Genomic DNA, 18,978 nt, shown 5'->3' on the forward strand with positions numbered 1-18,978 from the left:
GCTAAATGTAGCGTGATTCCAGGTTAGTGGTTCGGCGCTTTGGAGAAATGGCTCTCAACCAATCTTTGGGTGATTTGGTGAGTTGGATTGGTTAGCACTTGATCTGTTTCCCCACTCTCAACCACATTGCCTTCATGCATGACAATAATCTTGTCGGTAATGTGCTTAACAATACCGAGGTGTTGAGATACATAAACGAACGATACGCCCATCTCTTCTTGTAACTCTAAGAACAGATTGATGATTTGCGAGCGCATTGCCATGTCCAAACCATTTAAAGCTTCATCAGCAACAATGATGGATGGCTGAAGTATTAAGGCACGAGCCAAACAAACCCTTTGTTTCTGGCCTGCAGCAAGCATCTGAGGGTAGAAATACGCATGTTCCGGTAGAAGGCCTACGCGCAGTAGTGTGTCTTTCACACGACGCATACGAGCTTCTGGAGGCATGTTGGTGTTTCGCTTTAATGGACCTTCAAGAATTCGACCGATCTGAATGCGCGGGTTAAGTGACGTATTCGGATCTTGGAAGATCATTCGAATCAGCTTACAACGAGTCGAGTAGTCTTTGTGCTCTAGCTTTTCGCCATTCACGCGGATCTCGCCTGCGGTTGGCTCCACCATGCCTGCGAGCATTCTGGCTAATGTTGATTTGCCAGAACCATTCTGGCCGATAAAACCAATTGTCTGGCCTGCTTCAAGAGAAAAGCTAACTGGCTTCACCGCCTGATGAATCTTTTTACGGAAAAGACCAGAGCGAGTCGTAAAGTCTTTAGACAAATCACTGACTTCTAATAATGCACTCATGATTTCTTTTTCTTCTCCATATTCAGAGGGAAGTGACAGTTGAACTTATGGTTCTTGATACGTTTCGTATGTGGGATCTCGACACACTGCCTTTGTGCGTATGGGCAGCGAGGCCCTAATCGACAACCAATAGGAAGATGTTGCAGCGGTGGAATTGACCCCGGCAAAGACTGGAGCTTCTCCTTGTGGGGAATCCAGTCGTTAAAGTCTGGCATCGCTTTTAACAAAGCAACGGTGTACGGGTGCTTTGGTGCATCCAACAGCTTCGGTGTATCAGCGGATTCTACCGATTGACCACAGTACATCACGGTAATGCGAGTCGCCCATTGGGTAATGGTGGTTAAGTCATGGCCGATCAACACGATGGTGGTGTTATTGATCTGGTTCATACGACTCAAAAGACGCAATATTTGAGACTGTGTAATTGGGTCTAAATCGTTGGTTGGCTCGTCAGCAATCAAGACTTTTGGCTTGGCAGCGATCGCCATTGCGATCATGACTTTTTGACACTCACCATCTGTCAGCTCATAAGAGTAACTGTCCATTAGGCGAGAGTGGTCTTTGATGCCGACTTTGTGTAGTAATGCGATCGCTTGCTTCTTACGCCACTTAAATCGTTGCCACCAACGACCTTCAAACGAATGGGAAGGGATCGCTTCAACGAGCTGGTTACCTACTTTTTCAGAAGGGTCAAGACACGTTGATGGCTCTTGGAAGATCATTGCGATATCGCGGGCGATCACTCGGCGTCTTTCTTTCGGCGTCAGTTGCAGTAGGTCGATATTACCTAAGCGCATTCGGTCTGCAGAAACCTTCCAGTTTTCTTTACATACTCCGACGATCGCTTTTGCAACCAAACTCTTACCTGAGCCTGATTCACCTACTAAGCCACGAATTTCCCCTTCATTGAGGGTAATACTCATTCGATCTACGGCTTTAACCATCCCTTGAGGGGTCTCAATCTCGATGGTTAGATGTCGAATATCAAGTAACGGCATTATTCGATTCCTGCATTTAGCGCTTGGCGAACACCTTCACCGACGAGGTTAATCACGATAACTGTAAACATAATAGCTAAGCCGGGTAGGGTAACTGTCCATGGCGCAAGGTAAATCAACTCGACCGAATCACCCAAGATGGAGCCCCATTCGGTACTCGGTGCTTGAGCGCCAAGCCCTAGGAAACCTAAAGCCGTGATATCAAGAATTGCGACTGACAGTGCCAGCGTAACTTCAAGAGCGATCACGGTAAGGATGTTCGGAAGGATTGAGTTCCATAGCAGGTAAAAATCGTTCGCACCATCAAGGCGAGAAGCCAGAATATAGTCTTTTTCTACTTCAGCATGCACGGCAATGTACACCGAGCGTATAAAGCGCGGGATCAGTGCCAAGCACAAGGCGAGCAAGATATTAAACTCCCCAAAGCCAAGGAATGCCACGAAGATAATCGCCAGCAGAAGAGATGGAATCGACATAACAGTATCAAGCAGGTGGTTTAGCGTGCTTGATAGTAAACCGCGCGTCATACCAGCAAGTACGCCAATCAGACAACCAATGACGGCTGCGATAAAGGTAATCACCACCGCGGCGCCGAAGGTTAACTGAGAGCCAATTATTAGGCGAGAGAGAATATCTCTGCCTAAGTCATCCGTACCCAAAAAGTATTCTACCGTTCCCGCAGGATCCCAAGAGGGCGGCGTTAATAGGTGACCGGTTTGTTCTTGTGCATCATGCGGGGCTAGCCACGGTGAAGTGACGGTGACCAGAATGATAAGCACCAAACACCACAAGCCAAACATAGCTAGATTATTGCTGCGGAAGCTGCGCCAGAAACGTTCGAACTGGGTTGGAATCTGTTCTTCTTGGTAGACGTTATTTGTTAGCATACCATTCCTTCCTTACCAGTGGATTGATCATCGCGCCCAGTAGATCGGACAGAATATTAGCGGTCAAAACTAAGGTAGCCACCACAATTACACCAGCTTGAATTGAAACGTAATCTTGATTCGATAAGGCATCCAATAACCAGCGGCCAATGCCCGGCCAGTTAAAGATAGACTCGGTAACAATAGCAAGCGTTAACATACTCGATAGCTGAACACCGACCTTAGGAATAATCGGAGGTATCGCGTTTCTTAGCACGTGCTGCGTGATGATCTCTCTAGTGGAAAGACCTTTAATTCGCGCAGCGCGGATGTAGTTTTGCGTCATTACTTCAGCCACTGACGCTCTCATCAATCGGATGACCTGAGTCGTTGGCGCCAGTGCTAAAACAAGACAAGGCAACGCCATGTGCTCGATAACACTTTGTAGTGCGTGCGCACGGTAGCGACCCTCGGCAAAAAAGGCGTCAATCATCGCGAATCCAGTCACGTGTTCAATCTCGTAAAGTAGGTCGTATCGGCCACCAACTGGGAACATTTCAAAGTGCAGTGAAAACACCATGATCATCAGCAACGCGACCCAAAATATAGGCGCAGAGTAACCGGCCATTGAGGTGAACGATATGGTGGTATCAACAAATTTACCTTGTCTCATACCAGCAATGGTGCCGAAAGGGATACCGATGATGAGTGCCAACACAAAGGCAAAGAAGCACAGCTCTAGCGTTGCAGGGAACACCAGGACCAACTCATCGATGATAGGCACACCTTGTTTGCTTAGGCCAAAGTTTAGCGTCGATAATTCAGTGATATAGCTAATCCAACCGGGCCAAAAATCTTGAATTGCCCAAGGTGAGGTTTGGTCTAATCGAAGCAGGGAAAAACCTACCAAGGTCAGAATTCCTAGCGTAATAACGAATAAGTTTACACGTCTTAATGTATACCAAAACATTACTGCACCTCTCTTCTGACTTGATCAAAAGGTTGGGCATTGAAAGGACTTGCTTTAAAGCCTGTTAGCGAACGATCGTGCACGCGAAATTGCACGCCATGAGCTAAAGGAATCACAGGAACTTCTTCATTGAGAATGTTTTGGGCTTGTCGGTACAAGTTCACACGGTGCCTTTGTTGATTGATCTCTAATGCTAAGTCGAGAAGGAAATCAAAGTCTGAATTACACCACATCGAGACGTTTAACCCTGCACGCTCAGAGCTGCATGAGAGCAGCGGACGTAAGAAGTTGTCCGGGTCACCGGTATTGCCTATCCAGCCTGTAAGCAACAAGTCTGTTGAGGAAATAGAGGACAACTGTGTGCGGTCAAATCGGTCGTCGGTATAGAGTTTCAATTCAATACCAATATCGGCTAAGTTTGCTTGGATAAGTTCTGCCGTTTTTCTTGGACTTGGATTGTATGCGCGTGGCTCTAGTGGTACCCACATTGAAAGCTCTAACCCAGGTTCAACGCCAGCTTCTTTGAGAAGCGCAACCGCATAGTTTCGGTCGTAGCGAACTTGAACGCTGTCTTTTTGGTGAGCCCAAGAAGTCGGAGGAAGCAAGGTGTAGGCTTTGGTTCCTGTACCGTAATACACAGAATCAAGAATGTTCTGACGATTGATGGCTAAGTTGAGCGCTTTACGAACTCGAGAGTCACGCAGTGCAGGGTGCTCAGTATTCAGCGCGATGAAAGAGACATTAACCGCCGGAGTAGCAGAAATCTTCAACTCTTCATGAGCCTGAATAATAGGGATTTGGCTAGAAATTGGTGAGTTGAGCACGTCACACTCACTACGCAGAAGCTTGGCAAGTGTGCCTGTTCCACGTTGCGAAGTATCGAACACAACTTGGTCCATTTGTACTTCACCCTTCCAGTAGTGCTTGTTCTTTTTCAAGCGCACTAGGTCGTTGATTTGGTATTCATCCAAGTAGAAAGGGCCAGTGCCGACTGGATTGGAATCGATTCGATTTTTCTCATCCGCTGCAATGAGCTGATTGGCATACTCTTTAGAGTGAATGACCGCATAGCTGGTGGCGATGTTATTGAGAAATGAATTGTCTGGGCGACTTAATTGGAATTTCACTGTTAGGTCGTCAACCGCGGTGATATCGACAATCAGGGTCTTGAAGTCGATTCCGGCAAACCACGGGTATAGGCCGCCACCCACATAATGAAATGGGTTTGAACTATCAATGACACGTTCAAAGCTAAACACCACATCTTGTGCATTCATGCTACGAGTAGGGGTGAACCAGTCTGTCGTTTGGAACGCAACATTTGGGCGCAGTTTGAACGTGTACTCTGTACCTGATTTATCAACAGACCAACTTGTCGCTAAGTTCTGTTTTGGTCGGTACGTCATCGGATCAAGAGTGAGCAGTGTATCGAAGATTTGAGGACTCAGCGATTCTGCGGTAATGCCACTATCAACTAGCTGTGGATTGAAGGTACTAGGATTACCTTGGCCGCAATAAATGAAGCCTTTTTCACGGATTTGCTCGTGATTCACACTCTCACCACATCCAGCGAGAAAGCTCAACGTGCAGATGCTCAGTGATAGTCTTATTAGTGCTTTCATAAAAAGAAATACTTTTCGAAACGAGGCGTTAGAGGAGCCTCAAGATCCGGACAATTTAACATTTTATTTATTCGGCTCCAAATAATAATCAAGCGTGGACAGCTATTTATCGTTAGCTTGTCCGACAATCGCGTACTTCCTCACCATTCCACGTAATTGGTTGTAGGTTAACCCAAGTAATTCTGCGGCTTGTTTCTGGTTATATTTGCTCTGTTTGAGGGCTTGGTTGAGTAGCTTGATGTCTTGTTGTTCTTGCCATGCTTTGTAATCAAGCGGCAAAGAAAACAAGCTCTCTGATGAAGTATGGCTGTTAGACGGCTCATTGCCAGTTTCCGGAGAGGAATCTTGCTCTGTTTTCCATGCGGGTTTAAATGGGTTAAACACCAAATATTCAATAGGATATGGATCTTTTCCGTGCTGATAGATAGCTCGCTCAATGACGTTTTTGAGTTCTCGTACATTCCCTGGCCAAGAATAATCCAAAAGCGATTCAACGGCAGAGGGGGCAAAGCCAACAAACAACTCCAATTCCAATTCACGACACATCTTAATGGCGTAATATTCTGCCAGTAGCATGATGTCTTCTTTTCGCTCACGCAAAGGAGGGATAGTAATGACGTCAAACGCCAGTCTATCTAATAGGTCTGCTCGGAATTCGCCCTTTAATGCCATGTCTGGTAAGTCGGCATTGGTTGCACACACCAGTCTGACATTGGCACTTAGCGCCTTTTGCCCACCGACACGTTCATATTGCCCGTATTCAATAACGCGCAGTAGTTTCTCTTGAACCGCAAGGGGAGTGGTCGCCAGCTCATCCAGAAACAGCGTTCCGCCTTCTGCTCTTTCAAAACGACCTTGATGACGCCCTTTCGAACCCGTAAAGGATCCCGATTCATGACCAAACAGTTCTGAATCAATCAAACCTTCACTTAAGGTTGAGCAGTTCAATGAGATCAAAGGTTGATCCCAACGTCTTGAAAGGTAATGCAGTCTTTGTGCGATCAACTCTTTACCTGTGCCACGTTCGCCAATGATCAGAATGGGTCTTTCTATTGGTGCGAGTTGGGAAACTTTATCTAACACAGAGAGAAAGCTAGGTGATTCACCAATGAGGTTCTGCTGCATAGCGGGTCCTTGTATGATTTGAGCGCCGATGGATGTGATTTAGAGGGCTTTATTTAAATCACATCATGTAAATAGCTTAAGTATAAGAGTCGTAGTGGTGAAAAATACCAATACTTGGCTAAATTCATCATAGCATGGTTCGGGTTAATCACCATTTTATTGTAAGTATCTGATAATAAATGGCTTAAAAGTTGGCACGTTACTTGGATTACTTATGGTAGGTTTAACAACAAACGTAAATTTTTGAGCAAGTGGATTGAGAAATCGAATAACGCTTTAAAGCACATTTGCCATCATTGTAATTAAGGAGTTCCTCATGGGTATTTTTTCTCGCTTTGCAGACATTGTAAATTCGAACATCAGTGCACTTTTAGACAAGGCTGAAGATCCTGAAAAGATGATTCGCCTGATTATCCAAGAAATGGAAGATACGCTGGTTGAGGTTCGCACTAACTCCGCTAAAGCTATCGCAGATAAAAAAGAGTTAGCGCGTAAAGTTGAAGCTATCGAAACTCAGATTCTAGATTGGCAAAATAAAGCGACACTAGCACTAACTAAACAACGTGAAGACTTAGCTAGAGCGGCGCTAATAGAAAAGCAAAAACTTGAAGATATAATCAAAAGCCTTCACACAGAGCAAACCTTGGTTCACGAAACCATCGAAAAGCTGACCAGTGAGATTGGCAAGCTTGAAACCAAAATCGCAGAAACACGTGCGAAGCAGCAAGCATTAATGATTCGTAATAATGCGGCAAGCAATCGTCGTGATGTTCAAAAGCATCTGCATTCAAGCAAAACCCACGAAGCAATGGCGAAGTTTGAGCAATTCTCGCGTAAAGTGGATGAATTAGAAGCTGAAGCAGATGTTTACGCCAAAACAGGTAACGCAAAATCGTTAGACCAAGAATTTGCAGATCTACAAGCTCAAGATGAAATTGAAAAAGAGCTGGCGAAACTGAAGCAACAAGTTGAAAACCGCGATAAATAATTTTAGGAGTTGTCTATGTCAACATTTCTAATTGCAGGCCCACTGATTGTCTTTTTAATCTTCGTGGCACCGCTATGGTTGTTCTTACATTACCGCAGCAAGAAGAAATCCAGTAATGGTCTTTCAGAAACGGATCTTCAGCGTTTGCACAAGCTTTCTGCTCAAGCTGAATCGATGCAAGATCGAGTGAAAACGCTAGAAAAAATACTGGATGCGGAGTCACCTAACTGGAGACGAAACTATGAGTAGAGAACTGTATCGCGATCCTATTAACGGTAAGTTGTCTGGAGTGTGTGCAGGGTTAGCGAACTACTTTGGCCTTGAAGTGTGGTTGGTTCGCATCTTGGTTATCTCGGCGGCACTGCTTGGTGGTAGCTTTTTGGTGTTATTAGCGTATGTAGCTTTGACATTTATGCTTGAAAAACAACCACCTCAGTATGTCGATCAGATGAAGGCCAAACAAGAGCACACGCTCAAGCAAAAACCTTGGGAAAAAGGGCAAACCGCAGAGTCGTTACTGGGCACTTTAGAGGGTGATTTCCAGAAATTAGAGACCAGTGTCCGCAATATGGAAGCTTATGTGACTTCGGATACTTTCAAAGTCGACCGCGCATTTAAGAACATGTAGTGGTAAACCTGAAAAACATTAGATAACGGTTTAGGAAATTTTATTCCAAGCCGTTATTTTTTTTAATAATTTTGTCTAAATAAATCTTACGATAACTGGTAAGTTACATGTAATTAATCTATGTTATAAAAATATTTATAGTTATGGATGATCACTAATGTATAGAGCCTCCGTTGTCCTATTGACAGCCTTAGCTGGGTTGTCTGGGTGTGGTAAGGAGCTTCCTCCCGTACCTGAACCTGATTCTAGACCCGCCAAACTCTTCACTGTCTCCGTCGGTAGTAATGCTTTTGAACGTAGCTTTCCAGCCACCACAGAAGCTGGTGACAAAGCAGTACTGGCATTTCGTGTTCCAGGGCTACTTCAGACTATCGATGTCACATCTGGTCAACAGGTTACCAAAGGTGATGGGCTTGCAACGCTTAATCCTGACGAATATCAGTTGTTAGAGAAGCAAGCGAGAGCCAACTTTAAGCTTGCCGATGTTCAATACCAACGTTCCATTAAGTTGCGCAAAGATCGCGTCGTATCTGAGCAAGACTTCGACCAAGCGAAAGCTAATCATAATTCTGCTAAAGCGGTGCTTAACCAAGCAAAAGCCAACCTACGTTATACCACTTTGGTTGCGCCTTACGATGGTACTATCTCCATCATTCCTGCTGAAAACCATGAATACATTGCGGCTAAACAAGGCGTGATGAATATTCAAACGAATCAAATCCTCAAAGTCGTATTCTTATTACCCGACCAACTTATCACGCGCTTTTCTTCAGGGTTTGAGACGGATGCAACCATGGTTTTTGATGCTTTCCCTGGTAGCTCCTACGCTTTAGCATTCCAAGAAGTTGATACTGAAGCGGATCCCAAAACCGGGTCGTACAAAGTCACCATGGTAATGGAAAGACCCACCGATGTTGGTATTTTGCCGGGTATGTCAGGCACAGTTCATTTAGTTTCAGCGTTAGCAGCCGCCACAAAAATTCCCACATCAGCAATGATGACTGATGGCGATGATGTCTCTGTGTGGCGCGTGAATAGCGACGGTATTGTTGAAAATGTCGCAATCATCATCGATGAAAAGCGCCATATTGTTTCAGGGTTGAACGATGGTGATCGCATCGTAACTTCTGGTGTTAATGGTCTTGAACCGGGCGTTAAAGTTCGAGAGTGGATCAAGGAAAGGGGGCTATAACATGAAAACACTTAAAGTGGCCGCTGGACTGTCGTGTTTGGCTTTACTTACGGCTTGTGAAGATAAACAAGTTGTAGAAGTGAATAACACGCCCTTGGTTAAAGCTATCGAGATTTCAGTCATCGACTTTAGCGACAAACTCTATTTCCCAGCGGTTGCAAACGCTGCCGAGAAGGCTCATCTCAGCTTTCGAGTCGCTGGTGAAATCAATAAGCTTGATGTGAAAGAAGGTGAGCGTGTTTCACAAGGAGACATCATTGCAGAGCTTGACCCTACCGATTATCAACTGGATGTCGACAATGCTCAGGCGCGTTACACGGTAATTAACAGCCAATACAGACGTTCAAGTCCGCTAGTGAAGAAAGGCTTATTGGCGAAGTCACAGTTTGATGAAATTGCTGCTCAACGCCAGATCGCTTATGCCGAGCTGGAACTCGCAAAACTGCGCTTGTCGTTCACTAAGCTTCGTGCTCCTGTTGATGGGATCATTTCTCGTGTCAGTGTCGATCAATATGAAAATATTCAGGTAGGCCAGCAGGTCGTGAACATTCACAGTGTCGAGGATGTTGAGGTTGTTATCCAACTGCCTGACCAGATTTACGTGAATCAGCCTAGCGAACAGCTGTTATCGAATGTTGAGGCTGTGGTAAGAGTACCCAGTGGCAATGAATACACGGCGGCTATTAAGGAGTTTACCACTGAACCTGACCCAAGCACGGGCACGTTCACGGTGACGCTTGCTCTACCTATGCCGGAAGATGATTTGATTCTGGATGGTATGGCCGTTGAGGTGACGTCAAATGGGCGAGATATCGGCTTGGAGTTAAAAGCTGGGGTACTTATCCCAATCGAAGCTGTGTTTAATGCGGATGGCGATGATTTAACGCGCCAGAACTCTTATGTATGGGTGCTTAATGACGACAGTACCGTCTCAAAACAGCAAGTCGTAATAGGAAAAGCCAATCAGAAAACATTGCAGATCATGAAAGGATTAGAAATGGGGCAGCATGTCGTTGTTGCAGGCGTATCGCGATTGCGAGATGGGATGACAGTGGAAGTATTGTCTCAGGAGACGAACAATGAGTGAAGTAAATAACAAGCCCCAAAATGACGATCAACAGGGTGATGATCAGATCACAGGTGTTGCTTCTTACTTTATACGTAACAAAGTCATTAGCTGGATGCTATCTCTGATCTTTCTTATTGGTGGTGTCTCTGCCTTTTTCGGCTTGGGTCGTTTAGAAGATCCTGCCTTTACCATCAAAGATGCGATGGTTGTGACCTCTTACCCAGGGGCCACACCTCAACAAGTTGAAGAAGAAGTTACTTACCCACTAGAAAAAGCGATTCAACAACTTACCTATGTGGACGAAGTGAACTCTATCTCTAGCCGCGGCCTATCACAGGTAACGGTGACGATGAAGAACAACTACGGCCCAGATGATCTTCCGCAAATATGGGATGAACTTCGCCGAAAAGTGAATGATCTCAAGGTTGAACTGCCACCCGGCGTCAATGATCCTCAAGTCATCGATGATTTCGGTGACGTTTACGGTATTTTGCTGGCGGTGACGGGGGATGGCTATAGCTACAAAGAGCTGCTGGATTACATTGATTACCTAAGGCGAGAGCTAGAGTTGGTTGATGGGGTCAGTAAAGTCTCCGTTTCCGGCCAACAACAAGAGCAAGTGTTCATTGAGATATCGATGAAACGGATAAGCTCTCTGGGTCTGTCTCCAAGCACGGTATTTAACCTTTTATCGACTCAAAATATTGTATCAAGTGCAGGAGCGGTAAGGATTGGTGATGAATATATTCGAATCCATCCAACGGGTGAGTTCCAAAACGTTGAACAGCTTGGAGATTTGATTCTTACGGAAGGTGGCGCTCAAGGGCTTATCTATCTAAAAGATGTGGCGAATGTAACCCGTGGTTACGTTGAGGTACCGAGTAACATCATTGGTTATAACGGCGAACTCGCGCTTAACCTGGGTGTCTCTTTTGCGCAAGGCGTGAACGTGGTCGCAGTGGGTGAAGACTTTGATCGAAGACTCGCCGAGCTTAAATATCAACAACCCGTCGGTATCGACATCTCCGAGGTTTATAACCAACCTAAAGAGGTGAACAAGTCGGTAAGCGGATTTGTGGTGAGTTTAGGGCAGGCGGTTGCGATCGTAATCGTGGTGTTACTGTTCTTCATGGGACTAAGATCGGGCCTATTGATTGGTTTGATACTGCTATTGACCGTATTCGGTACATTCATTTTCATGCAGTACTTCAAGATCGACCTACAACGTATTTCACTGGGCGCGTTGGTTATCGCCTTGGGGATGCTGGTGGATAATGCCATTGTGGTGGTGGAAGGGATATTGATCGGCACGCAGAAGGGGCGAACCCGGATGCAGGCCGCCACCGATATCGTAACCCAAACCAAATGGCCGCTGCTTGGTGCGACGGTTATTGCGGTGACTGCGTTTGCTCCAATTGGTTTATCTGAAGACTCAACAGGCGAATACTGTGGCACCTTGTTCACGGTGCTACTGATCTCCTTGATGCTGAGTTGGTTTACTGCCATCTCGCTCACGCCGTTCTTTGCCGACATGTTCTTTAAAGGTCAGAAGGTCGATCCAGATAACGAAGGTAAGGACCCATACAACGGGATGGTTTTTGTTATCTACAAAAACTTCCTTGAGTTCTGTATGAAGCGTGCTTGGTTAACCATGTTTGTTCTGATTATTGGTTTAGGCGCGAGTGTGTACGGTTTTGGTTTCGTTAAGCAAGCCTTCTTCCCGTCTTCAACCACACCTATGTTCCAAGTGGATGTGTGGATGCCAGAAGGTACCGATATTCGAGCGACCAATACCAAGCTTAAAGTGCTTGAGAGTTGGCTAGCTGAGCAGGACGAAGTTGAACATATCACGACAACCGCGGGTAAAGGCCTGCAACGTTTCATGCTGACTTATGCGCCAGAGAAAAGTTATAGCGCTTACGGCGAGATAACGGTTCGTGTGAAAAGTTATGAAGTACTTGAAGGGCTAATGAAACGCTTCCGTGAACATGTAAATGGTCAGTTCCCAGAGATTGACTACAAGCTTAAACAGATCGAATTAGGTCCTGGTGGCGGTGCGAAAATTGAAGCGCGAATTGTGGGTTCTGATCCAACGGTTTTACGTTCAATCGCTGCACAAGTGATGGACATCATGCGTGCTGATGAAGGCGCATTTAACGTTCGTCACGATTGGCGTGAAAGAACTAAGGTATTAGAGCCTCAGTTCAATGAAAGCCAAGCGCGTCGTTATGGTATTACTAAATCTGACGTTGATGATTTCCTAGCAATGTCTTTCTCTGGTAAGTCGATTGGTGTGTATCGTGATGGTACAACGTTAATGCCGATTGTGGCTCGTTTGCCTGAAGACGAGCGTGTCGATATTCGTAACATCGAAGGCATGAAGATCTGGAGCCCAGCATTAAGTGAGTACATCCCACTTCAACAAGTAACGTTAGGTTACGAGCTAGAATGGGAAGATCCACTGATCATCCGTAAGAACCGTAAGCGTATGCTAACGGTAATGGCGGATCCTGATCTATTGGGTGAAGAGACGGCCTCAACTCTACAGAAACGCTTACAACCACAGATTGAAGCGATTGAGATGCCTCCGGGTTACTCATTGGAATGGGGGGGGGAATATGAGTCGTCAGCAGATGCACAGGCGTCACTGTTCACAACCATGCCTCTGGGTTACTTGTTCATGTTCTTAATCACTGTGTTCTTGTTTAACTCGGTGAAAGAGCCTCTGATCGTTTGGTTAACGGTTCCATTGGCGTTGATAGGGGTGACGACAGGCTTGCTAGCCTTGAATACACCATTCGGCTTTATGGCGCTGTTGGGCTTCTTGAGTCTATCTGGGATGCTTCTGAAGAACGGTATCGTACTACTTGATCAAATTGAGATTGAGATGAAATCTGGTAAAGATCCGTATGTAGCGGTTGTTGATGCGGCTCTGAGTCGTGTTCGCCCGGTATGTATGGCGGCGATTACCACCATTCTAGGTATGATTCCTCTACTACCGGATATCTTCTTCAAACCAATGGCAGTAACCATCATGTTTGGTTTAGGCTTTGCGACTGTACTCACGCTAATCGTAGTGCCTGTGCTGTATCGTTTGTTCCATAAAATTGAAGTGGCTTAACGTCAACTGACCTTTGAAATAATGCCCCTAATTGGGGCATTATTTTTATGTACGATTACTAAAAGAGACTATCGAAATGGAAGCGAATACAGTGGATAGAACGTGTGCATGGGCGCTTAAACATGAGCTTGAAAGGGAGTACCACGATGCAGAGTGGGGCGTGCCTGTTTATGATGACCAAGTTCTGTTTGAGTTCATTACTTTAGAAGGCGCTCAAGCAGGTCTGAGTTGGATTACGATCCTTAAAAAGCGTGAAGGCTATCGTGCCGCGTTCGATAATTACGATCTAAACAAGCTAGCTGAGCTGAATGAAGACAACGTGCCGCACATCATTGAAAACTTCGATGTGGTTAAACACAGGGGTAAGATTGCTTCGGTATACAACAATGCACGAGCAACGCTTGAATTACAGAAAGAGTTCGGCTCTCTTTCTAATGCCTTATGGCAATTTGTTGATAATGAAGTGATCGTGAATCAATGGACTGAGATGTCTCAAGTTCCCGCTTCTACCGAGCAATCTAAAGCGATGAGTAAGTTTTTGAAGAAGAGAGGCTTTAAGTTTGTAGGAGAAACAATCTGTTACGCATTTATGCAAGTAACAGGTATGGTCAATGATCATTTAGTCGGTTGCCCACACAAATAAAGTGTTATTTATTTCAGCGGAACAATCACTTAGAAATTGAAAAATTCATAGCCATTTTTTCATCGCTCTGAGATCTTTAAGTAGATGTGCTTTAAGGTTCAATATTGGCTTTGAAAGCTTCTGGACTATGAGCGGTTTGTATTATGAGCTGAAGTATCTGAATATGAGTATTTTGAGTTATGCTTTAAACAGAAAAAGGCAGGAATATCCTGCCTTTTTTGCATATTAGACCTATCGTCTCAGATTAAATCAGAGCGCTATAACGTTCTAATCCCGCCTCTAGATCAGCAATCAGGTCATCAACATCTTCTAACCCAATATGAACACGTATCAAGGTACCTTCGAAATTAGGATTGGCAACAGTTCTCAAGCTGTCAAAACTGCTTGGTTCGTTAGCTAGAATCAAACTTTCAAATCCACCCCAAGAGTAACCCATACTAAAATGTGTCATTCCATCAAGTAACGCTGTCGTTGCTTTGATATTAGAGTTGTTTAGTACAAAAGAGAACAAGCCATTACCGCCAGTAAAATCTCGTTTGAAGAATTCATGGCCTGGGCAAGACTCAAGAGCAGGGTGACGAACGTGGTTAACTTCAGGACGAGTCTCTAACCATTTTGCGACCTTCAAGCTGCTTTCTGCGTGTTGGCGTAGACGCACATCAAGAGTACGAATGCCGCGAAGCCCTAAATAAGCATCATCAGGTGAGACACATTGCCCCATCAAGTAACTTTGCTCTCTTAGTTGATCCCAGCATTTCTCATTGGTGACTGCCGTACCTAGCATCACATCAGAGTGACCCACGATGTATTTGGTCGCTGCTTGAATCGAGATATCAACACCAAAATCAAACGGTGAGAAGTTCACGCCAGCCGCCCAAGTATTGTCTAGCATAACGATGATGTCATGTTCATGAGCGATACGCGCTAGTGTTGGAATATCCTGCACTTCCATGGTGACAGAGCCTGGAGACTCAGTAAACAGCACCTTAGTGTTTGGCTTGATAAGGTCTTGGATACCTTCACCAATCGTTGGCTCGTAGTAAGTTGTCTCTACCCCCATCTTTTTCATGATGGTGTCACAGAAATCACGAGTAGGTTCGTAGCAGGTGTCAACCATTAAAATATGTGCACCTGTTTCTACAAAAGAGAGAATGGCATTCGAAATTGCTGCTGTACCACACGGGTACAGTGCACAACCCGCGCCGCCTTCTACTTCAACCATCGCATCTTGGAAGGCAAAATGAGTGTTGGTTCCACGACGTCCGTAAAAAAGGGTCTTGTTAGCGCGGTTAATCGTAGCTTTACGCTTCTCTTCTACTGAGTTAAATACGACAGTTGAAGCGCGTTGTACTGGTGGGTTAACAACACCATTGGTCCACTTCTTATCACGACCGGCAGTGATAAGTTTAGTGGTTTTGTTCTCGGACATGCTGTGAATTCCTTATCAATCGGTTATGTCCTATTTAAAACATGCCAAGAGTGTTCAAAGCAAGAGCGGAGCGGGGATTTTTGCGCTTTTCTTACGATTTTTAACCTTTCACTCAGTTAACAGTGAAAGGTTAAAAATGATCGATGGGGAAACAACGAGCCATAATCGACTCATTGCTGGAATTATAGGAGTGGGTTGAACAAGTAGAACAGCCTCTCAAAGAAGCGATTACTAAGGTTTCTTTGCTCCCACTGTTCTAACTCTACAGAGTGGGATGAAGCGATATAAGATTTCTGCAGCTCAGACAGTTTTTGCGTGAAATGCACATCATCCACAGCCAGAGTCACTTCAAAGTTGAGCCACAAACTGCGCATGTCGATATTGACGGTTCCGATCAAGCAAAACTCTTCATCGATCACTACCGATTTGGTATGAAGAAGGCCACCGTAAAATTCATAGATCTTCACGCCAGCTTCAAGCAACTCGGTATAAAACGCACGAGAAGCCCATTTAACCATTAGTGAATCGTTATTGTGTGGAATGATCAGTTCTACAGTTACGCCGCGTTGAGCTGTCATCTTAAGTGTTTCGAGTAAGTCAGCACTTGGCACAAAATAAGGTGTAGTAATACGTACAGAATGATTCGCTTGATTGATGGCGATGGTCAGTACTTGTAAGATCAAATATTCCGGCATGCCAGGGCCAGACGGCACTACTTGAACCGGATGATGTGTCATGATTTCTTCAACTGGGCATTCAGGTATATCAGGGAGAATGCGTTCACCAGTCTCAACTTCCCAATCCCAGCCATGAATAGCGGATAACACATTAACGGTTGGCCCAGTCACTCTGACCATTACATCAATCCACTGACCAACGCCGGAACTTTGTTTGAAGTGAGCAGGATCGACCATGTTCATTGAACCCGTATAGGCGATAGTCTCGTCAATCACAATGATTTTGCGGTGTTGTCTTAAATCTAGGCGACGTAAGAAAATACGCCATGGGCTCACTTCTAGTGCTTGTACGACTTGAACGCCTGCGTCCTTCATCATTGACTGCCAGTGGCTTTTGAAAAAGCGAGGGCTACCGGCTGAATCGAGCAAAACTTTAACATCTACGCCACGTTTTGCAGCGCGAATCAGCGCAGAGGCAACCGAATCGGTCAGGCCACCTGGATGCCAAATATAGAAAACCATCTTGATACTGGTTTGTGCATTTTCTATATCTTCGATAATTGCGTGTAGGATCTCGTTTGGTGAAGATTGCAGCGATAGAGTGTTTCCACTGAGTGCAGGGATGCCCATTCGATTGTTACAAAGCTCGTCAATCTTATGGATAGGGGAGCCGACTTTCCCTGGTTGGTGAAGTTGGCAATCATTCAATTGACGGAACCAGTCGCCGAAAGGGGTAAACATACGATGAGCGCGTTCAGCCCTTTTTCTGCCTAGGTTTAGCTCACCAAAAAGGAAGTAACAAGCTACACCAACAATCGGGATAATGTAGATAACCATTAGCCAAGCAAGAGAAACGCTGACAGAGCGTCGTTTTAGTACAACACGAAACGTCACACCGGCTACGAGAACCCAGTACAAAACAACAGAGGCCAAAGTTAAAAAATGATAAAGCTTATCCACATTGAATACTCGAAAAAAGAGACACTTAGATAGTAATGCTATTTAACGTATATGGGAATTTAAGGATTCAACTATTTACAAAATAGAGCAAAAGATGTAAATAGGTTAAAGTTGTTAAGTTTTGGTCAACTTAAGAAGAAAACGATTGTTTTGTATGAAAAGTCGGCATTTAACCATAAAAATTTACATCTTTAACGAAATTTGTACGGTATGCTCTTCCAATTTTATTCTTAAACTGGTTTACTTGCTAGACAACGAGCGTCAATCAAATCTTTTAGGTGTGTAAATTTATTTATACACCTTCCTTTTAAAGACGCCACCCAAAGCAAAACACAACATCACATAACACAAAAGTTTGGAGTACACGTGGCTACTAGTAATACAACCACAACACCCCGCGATACCTGGGGTTCGAAGTTAGGATTCGTAATGGCTGCAGCAGGTTCTGCTGTTGGCTTAGGTAACATTTGGAAATTCCCATACACAGCAGGCGAAAGTGGCGGTGGTGCATTCGTTGCCATTTACCTGTTTTTTGTAATTTTTATTGGTTTCAGTGTCATGCTGACTGAATTTGCGATTGGCCGTCATACGCAAAAATCAGCAGTAGGTGCATTTAAAACAACTGACCGTCGTTGGACGTTCGCTGGCGTTATCGGCGTATTCAGTGGTCTACTTATCATGGGTTTCTACCCAGTAGTAGGCGGTTGGTCAATCGCATACATCGGTAAAATTGCAGGTGGTCTTCTAGACGCACCAGAAGCAATTGGTGATAGCTTTGGTGGCTTTATCTCAAACCCAGTTCAACCACTAATGTGGATGGGCTTATACCTATTACTTAACGTTGTTATCGTTATGAAAGGTATCTCTGGTGGTATTGAGAAAGCAGGTAAGATCCTGATGCCGCTTCTTTTCATTATCCTTATTGTAGTATCAATCAAAGGCATTATGCTTCCGGGCGCGATGGCTGGTCTTGAGTTCCTATTCAGTCCTGACTTCTCTAAAGTAGACAGCAATGTAATCCTAGCCGCTCTAGGTCAAGCATTCTTCTCTCTAAGTCTTGGTATGGGTTGTATGATGACATACGGTTCTTACCTTAAGAAGAAAGAGAACCTAGTTCAGACAACAGCAATGGTAACCGCAATGGATACTGGTGTTGCTATTCTAGCTGGTGTTGCAATGTTCCCTGCAATGTTCGCGTTCGGTATGGAACCTGCAGCGGGCCCTGGTTTAGTATTCGTTGTTGTTCCTCAGCTATTCGCTGAAATGGGCGGCGTAGTTGGTCTTCTATTTGCTCTTATGTTCTTCGTTGGTTTGAGTGTTGCGGCACTAACATCTTCAGTATCTCTACTTGAAGTTGTGGTTTCTTACCTAATCGATGAGAAAGGCATGAAGCGTGTAACAGCGGTACTGTCTGCAAGTGTTGTAATGGCGATTCTATGTATCTTCGCTTCTCTATCACTTGGCGGCTTCGGTCCAACACTGTTTGATACTGGCGCGTTCGACATTTTCGACCTACTAACGGATAAGATTTTCCTAGCGGTTGGCGGTATGTTGGTATGTATCTTCGCTGGTTGGAGACTAAACCGTGCTGACCTAGAGAAAGAAATCACTAACGATGGTGAAGTATCTTTCCCACTATTCGGTCTATGGTACACGCTAGTTAAGTACATCATCCCAGTAGCTATCGCAATCGTTGCATTCATGGGTATCTCTTCTGGCTTCGACAGCGGTAAAGGTGCAATCATGCTACTAGGTATTGGTATTATTGCTGGCTCTGCGCTTATCTCTAAGAAGCTATAGTTTTAAGAAGCTACAATCGCGAGATAAAGTAATTTAATAAACGGGAGCTCATTAGCTCCCGTTTTTTTATGTCTGGAACTTAAT

16 protein-coding genes are annotated in these 18,978 nt (G+C 44.8%); 8 read left to right on the forward strand and 8 right to left on the reverse strand.

Annotated features, from left to right (window positions below; all coding sequences use genetic code 11):
• Positions 1-23: 23 nt before the first annotated feature.
• From AB6E54_RS01520 to pspF, 6 genes are all read right to left on the reverse strand, one after another.
• Complete coding sequence (locus AB6E54_RS01520) at positions 24-806, reverse strand: ATP-binding cassette domain-containing protein (protein WP_017060304.1); 783 nt, start codon at positions 804-806, stop codon at positions 24-26.
• Positions 803-1,804 (reverse strand): oligopeptide/dipeptide ABC transporter ATP-binding protein, encoded by a 1,002-nt coding sequence (locus AB6E54_RS01525; protein ID WP_017060305.1) that lies wholly within the window; start codon positions 1,802-1,804, stop codon positions 803-805. Before AB6E54_RS01525 ends, AB6E54_RS01520 begins: the two co-directional genes overlap by 4 nt.
• Positions 1,804-2,691, reverse strand: a complete 888-nt coding sequence (gene sapC / locus AB6E54_RS01530) for a putrescine export ABC transporter permease SapC (protein WP_017065331.1) — start codon at positions 2,689-2,691, stop codon at positions 1,804-1,806. The genes AB6E54_RS01525 and sapC overlap by 1 nt, the downstream gene beginning before the upstream one ends.
• A complete protein-coding gene (locus AB6E54_RS01535) occupies positions 2,678-3,640 on the reverse strand; it encodes an ABC transporter permease subunit (protein ID WP_102332938.1) in 963 nt (320 codons plus the stop codon). The genes sapC and AB6E54_RS01535 overlap by 14 nt, the downstream gene beginning before the upstream one ends.
• Complete coding sequence (sapA, locus tag AB6E54_RS01540; protein ID WP_017060308.1) at positions 3,640-5,262, reverse strand: ABC transporter substrate-binding protein SapA; 1,623 nt, start codon at positions 5,260-5,262, stop codon at positions 3,640-3,642. Before sapA ends, AB6E54_RS01535 begins: the two co-directional genes overlap by 1 nt.
• Positions 5,263-5,364: 102 nt before the next feature.
• The gene (pspF, locus tag AB6E54_RS01545) at positions 5,365-6,387 is read right to left on the reverse strand and encodes a phage shock protein operon transcriptional activator (RefSeq protein WP_017060309.1); all 1,023 of its coding nucleotides are present in this window, start codon (positions 6,385-6,387) and stop codon (positions 5,365-5,367) included.
• Positions 6,388-6,703: 316 nt separating this feature from the next.
• Between pspF and pspA the strand changes: the two genes are divergently transcribed.
• The 7 genes from pspA (at position 6,704) to AB6E54_RS01580 (ending at position 14,028) form a co-directional block, all read left to right on the forward strand.
• Positions 6,704-7,375, forward strand: a complete 672-nt coding sequence (pspA, locus tag AB6E54_RS01550; RefSeq protein WP_004734604.1) for a phage shock protein PspA — start codon at positions 6,704-6,706, stop codon at positions 7,373-7,375.
• A 15-nt stretch (positions 7,376-7,390) separates the two neighbouring features.
• Positions 7,391-7,624, forward strand: a complete 234-nt coding sequence (gene pspB / locus AB6E54_RS01555) for an envelope stress response membrane protein PspB (protein ID WP_004734605.1) — start codon at positions 7,391-7,393, stop codon at positions 7,622-7,624.
• Positions 7,617-8,003, forward strand: a complete 387-nt coding sequence (pspC, locus tag AB6E54_RS01560; RefSeq protein WP_029222097.1) for an envelope stress response membrane protein PspC — start codon at positions 7,617-7,619, stop codon at positions 8,001-8,003. Before pspB ends, pspC begins: the two co-directional genes overlap by 8 nt.
• Before the next feature lie 157 nt (positions 8,004-8,160).
• Positions 8,161-9,195 carry an efflux RND transporter periplasmic adaptor subunit gene (locus tag AB6E54_RS01565; RefSeq protein WP_017086192.1) on the forward strand — a complete coding sequence of 345 codons (1,035 nt, stop codon included), beginning with the start codon at positions 8,161-8,163 and terminating at the stop codon, positions 9,193-9,195.
• A gap of 1 nt (position 9,196) precedes the next feature.
• Positions 9,197-10,282 carry an efflux RND transporter periplasmic adaptor subunit gene (locus tag AB6E54_RS01570; protein WP_029222096.1) on the forward strand — a complete coding sequence of 362 codons (1,086 nt, stop codon included), beginning with the start codon at positions 9,197-9,199 and terminating at the stop codon, positions 10,280-10,282.
• A complete protein-coding gene (locus AB6E54_RS01575; protein WP_017060313.1) occupies positions 10,275-13,385 on the forward strand; it encodes an efflux RND transporter permease subunit in 3,111 nt (1,036 codons plus the stop codon). The genes AB6E54_RS01570 and AB6E54_RS01575 overlap by 8 nt, the downstream gene beginning before the upstream one ends.
• Positions 13,386-13,461: 76 nt before the next feature.
• Positions 13,462-14,028 (forward strand): DNA-3-methyladenine glycosylase I, encoded by a 567-nt coding sequence (locus tag AB6E54_RS01580; protein WP_372106202.1) that lies wholly within the window; start codon positions 13,462-13,464, stop codon positions 14,026-14,028.
• Between the two features lie 244 nt (positions 14,029-14,272).
• Here AB6E54_RS01580 and AB6E54_RS01585 read toward each other — a convergent pair whose 3' ends face one another.
• On the reverse strand, positions 14,273-15,457 hold the full coding sequence (locus AB6E54_RS01585) for a cystathionine beta-lyase (protein WP_372106203.1): 1,185 nt from the start codon (positions 15,455-15,457) through the stop codon (positions 14,273-14,275).
• A gap of 182 nt (positions 15,458-15,639) precedes the next feature.
• Positions 15,640-17,094: a cardiolipin synthase gene (gene cls, locus AB6E54_RS01590; protein WP_017065339.1), complete on the reverse strand. Its 1,455-nt coding sequence runs from the start codon at positions 17,092-17,094 to the stop codon at positions 15,640-15,642.
• Between the two features lie 366 nt (positions 17,095-17,460).
• Between cls and AB6E54_RS01595 the strand changes: the two genes are divergently transcribed.
• Complete coding sequence (locus tag AB6E54_RS01595; protein ID WP_050546918.1) at positions 17,461-18,894, forward strand: sodium-dependent transporter; 1,434 nt, start codon at positions 17,461-17,463, stop codon at positions 18,892-18,894.
• Positions 18,895-18,978: the final 84 nt, after the last annotated feature.

The sequence above is a fragment of the Vibrio sp. 10N.247.311.49 genome (genome assembly GCF_041467655.1).
GTDB classification, from domain to species: Bacteria; Pseudomonadota; Gammaproteobacteria; order Enterobacterales; family Vibrionaceae; genus Vibrio; species Vibrio crassostreae_C.

Coding starts and splice junctions, on each gene's coding strand:
- AB6E54_RS01520 (WP_017060304.1), bottom strand. CDS start 806: ATGAGTGCATTATTAGAAGTCAGTGATTTGTCTAAAGACTTTACGACT.
- AB6E54_RS01525 (WP_017060305.1), bottom strand. CDS start 1,804: ATGCCGTTACTTGATATTCGACATCTAACCATCGAGATTGAGACCCCT.
- sapC (WP_017065331.1), bottom strand. CDS start 2,691: ATGCTAACAAATAACGTCTACCAAGAAGAACAGATTCCAACCCAGTTC.
- AB6E54_RS01535 (WP_102332938.1), bottom strand. CDS start 3,640: ATGTTTTGGTATACATTAAGACGTGTAAACTTATTCGTTATTACGCTA.
- sapA (WP_017060308.1), bottom strand. CDS start 5,262: ATGAAAGCACTAATAAGACTATCACTGAGCATCTGCACGTTGAGCTTT.
- pspF (WP_017060309.1), bottom strand. CDS start 6,387: ATGCAGCAGAACCTCATTGGTGAATCACCTAGCTTTCTCTCTGTGTTA.
- pspA (WP_004734604.1), top strand. CDS start 6,704: ATGGGTATTTTTTCTCGCTTTGCAGACATTGTAAATTCGAACATCAGT.
- pspB (WP_004734605.1), top strand. CDS start 7,391: ATGTCAACATTTCTAATTGCAGGCCCACTGATTGTCTTTTTAATCTTC.
- pspC (WP_029222097.1), top strand. CDS start 7,617: ATGAGTAGAGAACTGTATCGCGATCCTATTAACGGTAAGTTGTCTGGA.
- AB6E54_RS01565 (WP_017086192.1), top strand. CDS start 8,161: ATGTATAGAGCCTCCGTTGTCCTATTGACAGCCTTAGCTGGGTTGTCT.
- AB6E54_RS01570 (WP_029222096.1), top strand. CDS start 9,197: ATGAAAACACTTAAAGTGGCCGCTGGACTGTCGTGTTTGGCTTTACTT.
- AB6E54_RS01575 (WP_017060313.1), top strand. CDS start 10,275: ATGAGTGAAGTAAATAACAAGCCCCAAAATGACGATCAACAGGGTGAT.
- AB6E54_RS01580 (WP_372106202.1), top strand. CDS start 13,462: ATGGAAGCGAATACAGTGGATAGAACGTGTGCATGGGCGCTTAAACAT.
- AB6E54_RS01585 (WP_372106203.1), bottom strand. CDS start 15,457: ATGTCCGAGAACAAAACCACTAAACTTATCACTGCCGGTCGTGATAAG.